The 11,854-nt window shown below is 69.6% G+C and carries 11 protein-coding genes; 3 read left to right on the top strand and 8 right to left on the bottom strand.

The features are described from left to right. Positions 1–32: 32 nt before the first annotated feature. The 3 genes from GVO57_RS03095 to GVO57_RS03080 all read right to left on the bottom strand — a co-directional run bounded on the left by GVO57_RS03095 (position 33) and on the right by GVO57_RS03080 (position 3,734). Positions 33–395 (bottom strand): hypothetical protein, encoded by a 363-nt coding sequence (locus GVO57_RS03095; RefSeq protein WP_160591757.1) that lies wholly within the window; start codon positions 393–395, stop codon positions 33–35. A 109-nt stretch (positions 396–504) separates the two neighbouring features. Beyond that, positions 505–2,415, bottom strand: coding sequence for a glycosyltransferase (locus GVO57_RS03085; protein WP_327785536.1), 1,911 nt, complete (start codon positions 2,413–2,415; stop codon positions 505–507). A gap of 134 nt (positions 2,416–2,549) precedes the next feature. Next, a complete protein-coding gene (locus GVO57_RS03080) occupies positions 2,550–3,734 on the bottom strand; it encodes a serine hydrolase domain-containing protein (protein ID WP_160591753.1) in 1,185 nt (394 codons plus the stop codon). Positions 3,735–3,810: 76 nt separating this feature from the next. Here GVO57_RS03080 and GVO57_RS03075 point away from each other — a divergent pair, with 76 nt between their 5' ends. Further along, on the top strand, positions 3,811–4,176 hold the full coding sequence (locus tag GVO57_RS03075; protein ID WP_160591751.1) for a hypothetical protein: 366 nt from the start codon (positions 3,811–3,813) through the stop codon (positions 4,174–4,176). A gap of 37 nt (positions 4,177–4,213) precedes the next feature. Here GVO57_RS03075 and GVO57_RS03070 read toward each other — a convergent pair whose 3' ends face one another. Next, the gene (locus GVO57_RS03070; RefSeq protein WP_160591749.1) at positions 4,214–5,554 is read right to left on the bottom strand and encodes an amidohydrolase; all 1,341 of its coding nucleotides are present in this window, start codon (positions 5,552–5,554) and stop codon (positions 4,214–4,216) included. A gap of 2 nt (positions 5,555–5,556) precedes the next feature. After that, positions 5,557–6,171 (bottom strand): DUF3617 domain-containing protein, encoded by a 615-nt coding sequence (locus GVO57_RS03065; RefSeq protein ID WP_160591747.1) that lies wholly within the window; start codon positions 6,169–6,171, stop codon positions 5,557–5,559. A gap of 67 nt (positions 6,172–6,238) precedes the next feature. Here GVO57_RS03065 and uvrB point away from each other — a divergent pair, with 67 nt between their 5' ends. Next, positions 6,239–8,440, top strand: coding sequence for an excinuclease ABC subunit UvrB (gene uvrB / locus GVO57_RS03060; RefSeq protein WP_160591745.1), 2,202 nt, complete (start codon positions 6,239–6,241; stop codon positions 8,438–8,440). 439 nt (positions 8,441–8,879) lie between these two features. After that, entirely contained in the window at positions 8,880–9,233 is a 354-nt protein-coding gene (locus tag GVO57_RS14765; protein ID WP_233281447.1) for a hypothetical protein, read from the top strand. Positions 9,234–9,534: 301 nt separating this feature from the next. On the opposite strand, the gene GVO57_RS03050 is transcribed toward GVO57_RS14765, so the two are convergent. From GVO57_RS03050 to GVO57_RS03040, 3 genes are all read right to left on the bottom strand, one after another. Continuing rightward, entirely contained in the window at positions 9,535–10,008 is a 474-nt protein-coding gene (locus GVO57_RS03050; protein ID WP_201752720.1) for a DUF2721 domain-containing protein, read from the bottom strand. A 98-nt stretch (positions 10,009–10,106) separates the two neighbouring features. After that, positions 10,107–10,532, bottom strand: a complete 426-nt coding sequence (locus GVO57_RS03045; RefSeq protein WP_160591741.1) for an acyl-CoA thioesterase — start codon at positions 10,530–10,532, stop codon at positions 10,107–10,109. A gap of 4 nt (positions 10,533–10,536) precedes the next feature. After that, positions 10,537–11,751: an LL-diaminopimelate aminotransferase gene (locus tag GVO57_RS03040; protein ID WP_160591739.1), complete on the bottom strand. Its 1,215-nt coding sequence runs from the start codon at positions 11,749–11,751 to the stop codon at positions 10,537–10,539. Positions 11,752–11,854 lie beyond the last annotated feature (103 nt).

Genomic DNA, 11,854 nt, shown 5'->3' with positions numbered 1-11,854 from the left:
CCCCTATCGGCGCGGGCGGCGCGGGGGCAAGCTCAGAAATCAGCGCCGAGGCTGAGCGCGGGGCCGGAGCCGGGGCGGGCGCGGCCGGCGATGCGCTGCCGCCATTCGGCCGCGATCCGCATCCGGCCGAGGCGCAGCGCCAGTTGCGGCCCGGCATCGAGCCGCGCTGCGCCCGGCTGTGCCCCGCCCCACAGCGCCGCGCCCAGCCGCAGCCGCGCGCCCAGCGGCCGTTCGACCCTGACCAGCGCATCGACAAACGCATCGCGCCGCTTCAGCCCGACCAGCCCCGCCTGCCCATAGCCCGACAGGCGCAGCCCATGTGGCAGCATGACGTCATCGACCCCGCCGAACAGCGTCAGCGCGACCGCGTTGCGCCCGCCGCGCTCGATCGCCACGCGCCGCTCGACCGCGAGCGTCAGGCCTGCGGGTGCGCGCGGCAGGCTGACATCGAGGCCGAGCGCGGCCTCTGCCCCCGCTGGCCGAGCGGACGGGACAGGCGGCCGGTTACGGCGATGCCAGGGTGCAGGGGCCGCGTGACGCGCAGCCCCGCCTGCGCCGCCGCCAGCTGCCCCCCGGCGCGAGCGCCGCTGCGGGGCCGCTGTCGGGCCGGGCGAGCACCCACAGGCTGATGGCTGCCGCCCGCCGCCGGCCCTGACGGTCGGGAGGGGCGATCCGCTGAGCGGTCGCAGCCGCACCGCCAGACGCCTGCTGCGTCGGCTCTGGCTGCCGTGCCTGTGGCGGAACCGGAACGGGCGCGGCCGGTTCGCGCGCCGCAACCGGCGGTTCCGCTGCCCGCTCCGGGGCGAGGGCGGCAATATGTGGCGGGACCGGCCCGGGCGGATCGACTGGCATAAATGCGGTCCGCGCGGGCGCGCTCGCCGGTTCGGGGGGCGGCGCGTCCGGCCGGATCGCCGCCGCCCAGCGCCAGGCCGGGCGCGGCGGCGGTGGATCGGCCGGCCACAGGATCATCAGCCGCACCGCCACCCAGGCCAGCACCGTGCCGGCCAGGAAGCGCAGCGGCCCGCCTTTCATTCGGCGGGCTGCACCGATGGGAAACGATGTTCGGTCTTGTCCCACACCACCGGGCCGCCGCGCGCCTCGCGGACATAGCGGTTGATGGCGGCGCGCGAGGCGGCGATGGCGATGATGTTGGCAATCACCGACCGGGGGATGGAGGCCAGCCCTTCGCGCCAGCCATAGGCGCGCCCGACAAACCAGGCCCGCATCGCCAGCCGCCACATCAGCAGTGCCGCGCCCGCTGCGAACAATGGGGCCTCGCCGGGTGCGGGCTGCGGCGCGCGCCCGGCCAGCGCCAGCAGCGCCCAGCCGATCATCGCCAGATAGGCGGCAAAGACGATCAGCGCCGCCAGCACCGCCCGCCGGTCGCGCAGCCGCATCCAGCGTTCGGCCAGCCCGCCGCGCCAGCCCAGCCGCCGCCAGCCGGACAGCGAGATCCCCGCCAGCCAGCGCGCCTTTTGCCGCACCGCCGCCGTCACCGCGTCGGGGAAATGCGCGCGCACCGCGACCGCCTGGCCCCCCGCGCGGCCGGGCAGGCGCACGAACACCCCCGGCCCCGGCCTCGGCGATGCGCAGCCCCAGCTCATAATCCTCGGTCACGCTCGCCTCGTCGAACGGCGCGCCGTGCAGCCGTGCGATCCGCATCAGCGCCGCGCGCGAAAACGCGCAGCCGACGCCGGCCGAGGGCATGGCCGCGCCCACCGCCTCGCGCACCACCAGCTGCTTCATGTGCGATTCGGCAAACTCGTCCGCATAGGTGGACGACACCGCCCGCGCCCAGAATCCGCGCCCCTGCTCGATCAGCGGCAGCACCGGCAGCTGGACGAGATCGAAGCGTTCGGACAGTGCGTCGAACACCCGGATTTCGGCCGAATGGACGACATCTTCGGCATCGTGCAGCACCACCGCCTTGGCCGCGATCCCGTCGGCCTGTTCGTCGGCCAGCAGCGCCGCCCACAGCGCGTTCAGATTGTCGGCCTTGGTCGTCGGGCCGGGGCGGGGATTGACGACCAGCCGGATGCGGCGGTCGGCGGCGGCCAGCGGGGCGACCGCGGCGGTCGTCGCCGGATCATTGGCATAGCAGCCGACATAGATGCGGAAATCCGCCCCGTCCCAGCGCCTGACCGCAGTTGCCAGCATCGGCGCGATCACCGGGGATTCCTGCCATGCCGGCACGAACACGGCGATCCTGCCCGGACGGCTGGCGGTCAGCGTCGCGGCATCGGCGGGGGGAAAGCGGGTATAGACGGCAAAGCGGCGCCAGCCCGCGCGCGCCAGCCAGATCAGGTCGATCGCCAGATCGTCGATCCCGCCGACCAGAATGCCGATCGCGGCAAACAGCGCCAGTTCATGCGTGGCGCGTTCGAGCGTCCACAGCAGCACGTCTGAGGTCCCCACGACTCCCCCCGTTTCGGACCGGCTTTGGTCCGAAACGGGCAAATCGCATGATCACCGCGCAGCCGTGAGCGGAGAATGATCCGAACCGGGCGCAAAGCGGGGCTGGTGCAAAAGCGGGACAGTGGAACAGCGGATCAGCGGCCCCGGGCGAGCGCCTCTTCGGTGGCGCTGAAGGCGGAGCGGCCGCGCGGCGCGTCGTCGGGAACGGCGGTGATGAAATAGACGATGCCGGTCCCCGCTGCCGGATCGAGCCACAGGCCCGAGCGCAGGCCATAAGCCTCGCCGGCATGGCCGATCCGCGCCCGCCCGTCGCCGAACAGATTGTCCGCACAGCCGGGCGTCCCGCTCTCCAGCCAGTGGACGGCCAGGCCATAGCGGCAGAACAGCCCGGCGCTGCCGCCATGTTCGTCGCCGCCATCGCCCGGATCGGGCGGATGCGTCCAGACCGGGCCGGTCAGCGTCGCGATCGATCCGGGCGACAGAAAGCCTTCGCCGCCGCGCAGCAGCATCTGCCCGATCCGCGCCAGCCCGGCGGCCGAAATGCGCGCGCCACCCTGGGGGCTGAACAGCGCGCCGTTGCGTCCCGGCCGATAATCCTCGAGCGCGCACGGCGTGCCGGGCGCGCGCCGCACCGGGCAGTCGGGCCGCCGCCCGCCCAGCTGATCGGCGCGGCCGCTGCCATCCGCCCCGATCAGCGGCACGGCGCGCGCGATCATGTCGTCCGAACAGGTCGTCCAGTTGAAACAGGCCTCGACCCCCAGCGGTGCGAACACCAGCCGCGCCATCAGCCGGTCGAACCGTTCCCCGGTCGCCGCCTCCATCACCCCGGCGATCACCGGAAAGTTGAGATTGGCATAGCGGAACCAGCTGCCCGGCCCATGATCCGGATCCCATGCCGCCGGATCCGCCAGCGCGTCCTTCAGGCTGTGGCCGAGCGGCAGCGCATAATCGATCCCGTCCGCCAGCCCGGCGCGGTGCGACAGCAACAGCCTGAGCGTGACCGGGCGGCCCGGAAAGCGCGGATGCCGGACCGCAAAGCCGAGCAGTGCTGAAACATCGGCATCAAGGTCGAGCCGCCCCTGTTCGACGAGGCGCATCACGCCGAGCGCGGTCAGCAGCTTTGAAATCGACGCGATGCGCACCGGATCGTGGATCGTCGCCCCGGCTTCATGCGCCGCGCCCAGGCCGTTCCGGTCGAATGCCAGCCTGACGGTGACGCGGTGGGCGGCCGGTGCCGTCTGCGCGACCGCCTTGCCTGACGGCAGCACCGCGTGCAGGGCGATGAGGGCGGCGATCAGCAGGCGGGGCGGTTGCGGCATCCGGGCAGGCTGGCCGGTCGGTGCCGTTCATGCAAGGATCGACCCGCCCGCCGCGCGGCTGGGCGAGGAGACGGTGATGCCCGCACCCGTTCGGCTGGTCTTTGTCTACAACGCCCGGGCGGGGCTGGTCGCCGGCGCGCTCGACAGCCTGCACAAGTTGGTCAGCCCGGCCACCTATCCGTGCAGCCTGTGCGCGGTGACCTATGGCCTGGTGCGGATCGATCCGCGCTGGCGCGCCTGGCTGGCGACCACAGCGTATGACACGGTGTTTCACCACCGCCCCGATTTCCGCGCCGCCTATCCGGCCTTTGCCGATCTGCCGCTGCCCGCCGTGCTCGCCGATCGCGGCGACGGGCCGGCGGTGCTGCTGTCCGCCGATGATCTGGCCGCGATCACCACGCCCGAGGCGCTGATCGCGGCCATTGAGGCCCGGCTGGGCTGATCTCCCCAAGCATTTCCGCGCCGGGCCTGAAACCGCTTCAGCGCGGCTGGAGCAGGTCGAGCGCGGCGATGGTCATCGCCTCCGCGCCCAGCCGCACCGACGGTTCGGGATCGATGCGGAACAGCGGCGAATGGTGCGACGGCACCGGCGCGCCGCCCCTGGCTTCGGCCTCGATCGCCGCCGGGGGCGTGCCGCCGACCGCGAAATAATAGCCCTTCACCCCGTGCTTCGCCTCGACCAGATAGGCGAAATCCTCCGCCCCCATGCCGGTCTGTTCGAACGGCACCACCGCCGCATCGCCAAGCGCGGTGCGGAACCGGGCGTTGAGCCGCCGGGCGAGCGCCGCATCGTTGATCGTCGTCGGCGTGCCTTCGATCACCTTGACCTCGGGCAGCTTGTCTTCGGGCAGGCCATTGGCGCGGCCAATGCCTTCGGCGACCCGGCGGATGCCCGCGATCAGCTGGGCGCGCGTTTCCTCGTCATTGGCGCGCACGGTGATCTGCAGATCGGCCCGGTCGGAAATGATGTTGTGCTTCAGCCCGGCATGAAAGGCGCCGACGGTGATCACCCCGGGGCGCAGCGGCGGCCGGTCGCGGCTGATCACGCCCTGCAAAGCGGTCACGATCTGCGCGCCGATATAGACCGGATCCTTGCCCTGATGCGGGCTTGCGCCATGCGCGCCGATGCCGTGCACGGTCACGTTGACGCTGTCGGACGAGGAATATTGGATCCCCTCGGCCGCGCTGACCGTGCCGGTCGGCAGCTGGGCCGCGACATGGAAGGCGAGCGCATAATCGGGCTTGGGAAAGCGGGTGTAGAGCCCGTCGTCGATCATCGCCTTGGCACCGCCCACCCGCTCTTCGGCCGGCTGGACGATGAAGATCGCGGTGCCGCGCCACTCGCCGCGCCGGGCGGCAAGCTGGCGGGCGGTGCCGACCATCGCGGTGATGTGCACATCATGGCCGCAGGCATGCATGACCGGCGCCTCGACGCCGTCCACGCCCACCTGCCGCGCCTTGCTGGCATTGGGCAGGCCCGATTTTTCCTCGACCGGCAGCCCGTCCATGTCGGCGCGCAGCAGCACGACCGGGCCGTCGCCATTTTTGAGCACGCCGACCACGCCGGTGCCGCCGACCTTCTCGGTCACCACCATCCCCGGCACGGCGCGCAGTTCCTTTGCCATGCGCGCGGCGGTGTTGACCTCGCGGAACGACAGTTCGGGATTGCGGTGGAACCAGTCCCACAGCGCGCCGAGCGAGGCGTCATAATCCACCTTCACCGCCGCGCGGATCGCGCCCGGGCCGGCATTGCTCTGGGCGGCCGCGGGGGCGGCGGGCAGCACGGCGATGGCGGCGGCCGCCAGCAACAGGTCACGCATGGTCATTTTCCTTCCCCAACTCCCTTGGTGTCTTGCCCGGCGGGCGCGGCGGCGGCCTTGCATTCGCCGATCCGCGTGCCGACCGCCTCGGTTGCAAGCGTCATCACCTCGGTCTTGCCGCCCGCGACCGAGCGTGCCTCGACCGCCGTCTTCACCTGATAGGCCTCGGGCGAATAGGTGCCGCCGATCCGCGTCACGACGCTGCCGCCGCGCGGATCGGCGCAGCGCAGCACGGCATTGATCTTGCCGTCGCCCAGCGCGAACCGGTCATAGCTGCAATTGTTGCCGGTCTTGCCGGTGAACAGCTCGCCCGACGGCTTGGCCGCTTCTTCGGGCGTCACGCAATATTCGACCTTCACCGTCTGCTGCATCGCCGTCCTGACCTGGGCGGCGACCTGTTCGGGCACGCCCTCCAGCTTCACATCGCTGACCGTCGAGCTGATCTGCCAGCGCCCGGGCGCGATGCGCGCTTCCTCGGCCAGGCCCGTTTCCGCCATGCGGTTGGTGACCTCGGCAAAGCTCGCATTCTCCGCCTTCACCTCCGGCTCGCTGCTGCACGCGGCGAGCGCCAGCGGGGTCAGAGCGAGGCAGAGCAGGGCGGGCGTTGATCGATTCATCGGCATTTCTCCCCTTGCCGCCGGCCGGCGTTGCGGCGGGTGGCGGGCGCGACCATATCGGCTTGTGATGGCGATTCAAATCCGCACCACGCTCGACGAGCCCGAGACCGGCCAGGCCTTTGTCCCGCACCGCCCGGCGCGGCCGGAAAAATCCGAAGGCGGCCGCCCGTTCCGGCTGGTGTCGGACTATGCGCCGGCCGGCGACCAGCCCCAGGCGATTGCCGAGCTGGTGGCGGCGGCAGAGGCGCGCGAACGCGATCAGGTGCTGCTGGGCGTCACCGGATCGGGCAAGACGTTCACCATGGCCAAGGTGGTTGAACAGCTGCAGCGCCCGGCGCTGGTGCTGGCGCCCAACAAGATCCTTGCCGCGCAGCTTTACGGCGAGTTCAAGTCGTTCTTTCCCGAAAACGCCGTCGAATATTTCGTCAGCTATTACGACTATTATCAGCCCGAGGCCTATGTGCCGCGGACCGATACCTATATCGAGAAGGAAAGCTCGATCAACGAGGCGATCGACCGGATGCGTCATTCGGCCACCCGGGCGCTTTTGGAACGCGACGATGTGCTGATCGTCGCGTCGGTGTCGTGTCTCTACGGCATCGGCTCGGTCGAAACCTATTCGGCGATGACCTTTGCGCTGCGCAAGGGGCAGGGGGCCGACCAGGCCGAGATCGTCCGCAAGCTCGTCGCGCTGCAGTACAAGCGCAACGACGCCGCCTTTGCGCGCGGCGCGTTCCGTGTGCGCGGCGACACGGTCGAGCTGTTTCCCTCGCATTATGAAGACACGGCCTGGCGCATCACCTTTTTCGGCGATGAGATCGAGGAGATTGTCGAGTTCGATCCGCTGACCGGCAAGAAGGTCGCCGCGCTCGATTATGTGAAGATCTACGCCAACTCGCATTACGTCACCCCCGGCCCGACGCTCAAACAGGCGACCGAGGCGATCCGCCACGAACTGGCCGAGCGGCTGAAGGAGCTGGTCGCCGAGGGCAAGCTGCTCGAGGCGCAGCGGCTGGAGCAGCGCACCAATTTCGATCTGGAGATGATCGCCGCCACCGGATCCTGTGCGGGGATCGAGAATTACAGCCGCTTCCTGACCGGCCGTCTGCCCGGCGAACCGCCGCCGACCCTGTTCGAATATCTGCCTGAAAACGCGCTGCTGTTCGTCGATGAAAGCCATGTCACCATCGGCCAGATCAACGGGATGAGCCGGGGCGACCATCGCCGCAAGCTGACGCTGGCCGAATATGGCTTCCGCCTGCCCTCGGCGATCGACAACCGGCCGCTGCGCTTCAACGAATGGGAGGCGATGCGGCCGCAGACCGTCTATGTGTCGGCCACGCCCGGCGGCTGGGAAATGGAACAGACCGGCGGCGCGTTCGTCGAACAGGTGATCCGCCCGACCGGGCTGATCGACCCGCCGGTCGAGATCCGGCCGGTCGAGGATCAGGTCGACGATCTGGTCAATGAATGCCGGATCGTCGCGCAGCAGGGCTATCGCGCGCTGGTGACGACGCTCACCAAGCGGATGGCCGAGGATCTGACCGAATATCTGCACGAAGCGGGGCTGAAGGTCCGCTACATGCATTCCGACGTCGAGACGCTGGAGCGCATCGAGCTGATCCGCGACCTGAGGCTCGGCGTCTATGACGTGCTGGTCGGCATCAACCTGCTGCGCGAGGGGCTGGACATCCCCGAATGCGGGCTGGTCGCGATCCTCGATGCGGACAAGGAAGGGTTTCTGCGCTCCGAAACCTCGCTGATCCAGACGATCGGCCGCGCCGCGCGCAATGCCGAGGGGCGGGTGATCCTTTATGCCGACAGCATCACCGGATCGATGGAGCGGGCGATGCGCGAGACCGAGCGCCGCCGCGCCAAGCAGATCGCCTATAACGAAGCGCATGGCATCACGCCGCAGACGGTGCGGCGCAACATCGGCGATGTGATCGCCCATATCGCCGCCAAGGATTCGGTGCTGGTCGAGATCGGCGACGAGGATGCGCCCCGCCATCTCGTCGGCCACAATCTGCGCGCCTATATCGAAGAGCTTGAAAAGAAGATGCGCGACGCCGCGGCCAATCTCGAGTTCGAGGAGGCCGCGCGCATCCGCGACGAGATCCGCCAGCTCGAACAGGCCGAACTGGGCCTGCCGGCCGACGAGCATAAGGCGCCGGTCATGGGCCGCTCGAACGAGGGCAAGCCGGGGACGCGCAAGACCCGGTTCGGCAACCAGCAACAGGCGCGCGCCGCCCGCCGCACCCGCCGCTGATGCGCCCCGGTTCGTCGCCCGGCGCGGTTGTCATCGCCGCGCCATGCCGCCATGCCGGGGCCATGCAGCGCTGCACGGGAGAAAATCGGGTGTGTCGTTCCGGTCTGGCCGCGATCCTGACCGGGGGGCGGTCCTTGCCCTGTCCGCCTGTGTCGCGCCGCCCAAGCCTGCCCCCACCGCCCCGCCGGTGATTGTCCAGCCGGTCGCGCCGCCAGCGGCTATTCCGCCGCGCAGTGCCGACTGGCGCGACTGGCCGGCGACGCCGGGCGACTGGCGCTATCGCCGCCTGAGCGGGGCCACCGCGGCCGAATATGGCGATGCGCGCGCCGTTCATGCGGCGCTGCGCTGCGAGGGCGGGCGGCTGCGCCTTGTGTGGCCCGCCGCCCGGCCCGGCCCGGTGCGGATCATCACCACATCGGCCGAGACCAGCCGGCCCGGCATGGCCGCGCCCGAAGGCGGGCTGCAGATCCTGTTCGAGGCGCGCGATCCGCTGCTCGACGCGATGGCGTTCAGCCGCGGGCGGTTCGTGCTGCAGGGGGCGGGGCGGAACTGGTGCTGCCGGCCTGGCCCGAACTGTCGCGCGCAATCGAGGATTGCCGGCCCGGCAGCGGGGGATGAACAATCATCCCATAAATATTTTTGCGCAAGTCTTGATCGCTGCGACTCGGGCCACCTAGATTCAGGGTGCGAGCCAGCCGGTTCGCTATGGCTTCAACAAGCGAAAGGAGGTGATCCGATGTCTCATGGTTCAGCAGAGAGGTCGGTCAAGTCCGTTCGGGAGCTGCGCGCCTGATCAAAGGCTGCAGCCTTAAGGCTTCCGGAGGCGGCACTTCCGGCCGCTGACCATGTAGGAAGAGCCGTCGGGCCCATGCCCGGCGGCTCTTTTTCGTTGCGATGCGGTTGTTTGTTGCGCGCCTCGCGGCGCAGGGGCGGCACCGGATGCTTTCGTTTGGGAAGAACGGCACCGGCCCGCTCCCCCACCCGGCCTCCCAACGGCAGGATACGCTATGGGAGGCCGGGTGGGGGTGCGGGCCGGTGCCGCCCCCGCGCCGCAAGGCGCAGCACAAATAACCCGCACCACAAACAACCGCCCCTCAGCGCCGTTTGCCGGCGCGATCGCGTTCCAGCAATTCCTCGCGCACGCGCAGCCCGCGGATCGCCAGGTTGATCTCGATCAGGAACAGCACCAGCCCGGTGACGAGCAGCGCCATCGCCAGGATGAACGACAGCGCGACCGCGACGCGGTAGGCGAGCCCCGCCAGCTGGGTGACGAACAGCAGCGCGACCAGCAGGCAGATGGCGATCGCGCTGGCGACGTTGAACGAGATGGCGGCGTTGACCAGCGCGATCCGCCGGTCGATCAGCCGCAGCTCCTCGACATGGCGGTCATGTTCGTCGCCGGTGGTCGCGCCGTGCAGATCGGCAAGCAGGCGCGACCGGTCGACGATCCGCGCCAGCCGCCCGGTCAGCACGTTCAGGAACGCGCCGATGCCCGCCAGCAGAAAAACCGGCGCGATGGCCAGCTGGATCGTCTGGGCGATGTTGGAGATGGCCGGCAGATGCATCATCACCGCCAAGGCATCGCCCGCTTCGCTGCCATGGGTCAAGCGCGGGGACCGACGGGATCGGCCAACGCGCGGGCCGGGCGGTCGGGCCTGTCGGCCATTCAGGCTGGAACGGGCGTCTCGAACGCCGCGATCCGGGCCTTGAACGCCTCGGGGATCGGCTGCGACCGGCCGCTTGCCAGATCGACGCACACATAGACCAGCTCGATCTCGGCGCGCAGATCGTCGCCGCCCGGGCCATGGAGCGCGATCAGGTTGGTCATGCTCGCGGTGCCGAAGCGCGACACCCGCACCCAGGCGTCGATTTCCTCATCGACGCGGATCGGCTGACGATAGGTGACGAGCGCCCGGCCGACATGAAACTCCGGCGTTGCGCCGTCGCCGGGCTTCAGCCCCAGCGCGCGCCAATATTCGACGATCGCCATGTCGGCATAATCGAGATAGCGGGCGTTGAACACGACCGCCTGCGGATCGACCTCCGAATAGCGGACGCGGAACCGGTGCGCGAAGCGGAACCCCTCCGGCATAATCTCAGCCGCGCCCGCCCGGGCCGGGCACGTTCATCCCCACCGACCGGAAATAGGCGCGGATCTGCCGCGCCGCCTGGCGGATGCGCTGCTCATTCTCCACCATGGCGATGCGCACAAAGCCTTCGCCCTCCTCGCCATAGCCGACGCCGGCCGCCACTGCGACGCCGGCATGGGTCAGCAGCTGCTTGGAAAACTCCAGACTGCCCATATGGGCAAGCGCGGGCGGCAGCGGTGCCCAGGCGAACATGCTCGCCTTGGGCACCGGAATGTCCCAGCCCGCGCGGCCGAAGCTTTCGACCAGCACGTCGCGGCGCTTGCGGTAAAGCTGCCGGTTCTGCTCGATAATGTCCTGCGGCCCGTTGAGCGCCGCGACCGCCGCCGCCTGGATCGGCGTGAACGCGCCATAATCGAGATAGGATTTGACGCGGGTGAGCGCGGCGATCAGCACCGGATTGCCGACCGCAAAGCCGATGCGCCAGCCGGCCATCGAATAGGTCTTGGACATGGACGTGAACTCGACCGCCACGTCCTTCGCGCCCTTGACCTGCAGGATCGACGGGGTCGGCTTGTCATCGTCGAAATAGATTTCGGAATAAGCGAGATCCGACAGGATCCACAGCCGGTGTTCGCGCGCAAAGGCCACGACACGTTCGTAAAAGGCGAGATCGACCGTCTCGGCGGTCGGGTTGGACGGATAGCCCATGACCAGCACCGACGGCTTGGGCACGGTGAACTTCACCGCGCGCTCCAGCGCCTCGAAATAGCGTTCGTCGGGCGTCGTCGGCACCGAACGGATCGTCGCCCCGGCGATGATGAAGCCGAAAGTGTGGATCGGATAGGACGGGTTGGGCGCCAGCACGACATCGCCGGGCGCGGTGATCGCCTGGGCCAGGTTGGCCAGCCCTTCCTTGGACCCGAGGGTCACGACCACCTCGCGCTCCGGATCCAGATCGACGCCGAACCGCCGGCCATAATAGGCGGCATGGGCGCGCCGCAGCCCCGGAATGCCCTTCGACGCCGAATAGCCATGGGCGTCGGGCTTGCGCGCCACCTCGCACAGCTTTTCGATCACATGCGGCGGGGGCGGCAGATCGGGATTGCCCATCCCCAGATCGATGATGTCTTCTCCCGCCGCACGTGCGGCCGCACGCATCGCATTGACTTCGGCGATGACATAGGGCGGCAGCCGCTTGATGCGGTAGAAGTCGTTGTCCATGTCGACCGTGTATCGGCAGCAGCGGCGCGGGTGAAGCCCCCGCTCTCTGCGTCGCCGCAGGCGCGCGATAACCGGGCTTGAGCGCGGCCTGACGGCTTTCTAC

The organism is Sphingomonas changnyeongensis (assembly GCF_009913435.1).
Taxonomy (GTDB): Bacteria; Pseudomonadota; Alphaproteobacteria; order Sphingomonadales; family Sphingomonadaceae; genus Sphingomonas_B; species Sphingomonas_B changnyeongensis.
The sequence above is the reverse complement of the archived record's forward strand: the minus strand, read 5'-3'. Positions and strand labels throughout refer to the sequence as shown.

Excerpts from the sequence above, each read along its gene's own strand:
- GVO57_RS03040 (WP_160591739.1), bottom strand. The coding sequence starts at position 11,751 with ATGGACAACGACTTCTACCGCATCAAGCGGCTGCCGCCCTATGTCATC.
- GVO57_RS14765 (WP_233281447.1), top strand. The coding sequence starts at position 8,880 with ATGGCCGCGCCCGAAGGCGGGCTGCAGATCCTGTTCGAGGCGCGCGAT.
- GVO57_RS03080 (WP_160591753.1), bottom strand. The coding sequence starts at position 3,734 with ATGCCGCAACCGCCCCGCCTGCTGATCGCCGCCCTCATCGCCCTGCAC.
- GVO57_RS03075 (WP_160591751.1), top strand. The coding sequence starts at position 3,811 with ATGCCCGCACCCGTTCGGCTGGTCTTTGTCTACAACGCCCGGGCGGGG.
- uvrB (WP_160591745.1), top strand. The coding sequence starts at position 6,239 with ATGGCGATTCAAATCCGCACCACGCTCGACGAGCCCGAGACCGGCCAG.
- GVO57_RS03065 (WP_160591747.1), bottom strand. The coding sequence starts at position 6,171 with ATGAATCGATCAACGCCCGCCCTGCTCTGCCTCGCTCTGACCCCGCTG.
- GVO57_RS03045 (WP_160591741.1), bottom strand. The coding sequence starts at position 10,532 with ATGCCGGAGGGGTTCCGCTTCGCGCACCGGTTCCGCGTCCGCTATTCG.
- GVO57_RS03050 (WP_201752720.1), bottom strand. The coding sequence starts at position 10,008 with ATGATGCATCTGCCGGCCATCTCCAACATCGCCCAGACGATCCAGCTG.
- GVO57_RS03070 (WP_160591749.1), bottom strand. The coding sequence starts at position 5,554 with ATGCGTGACCTGTTGCTGGCGGCCGCCGCCATCGCCGTGCTGCCCGCC.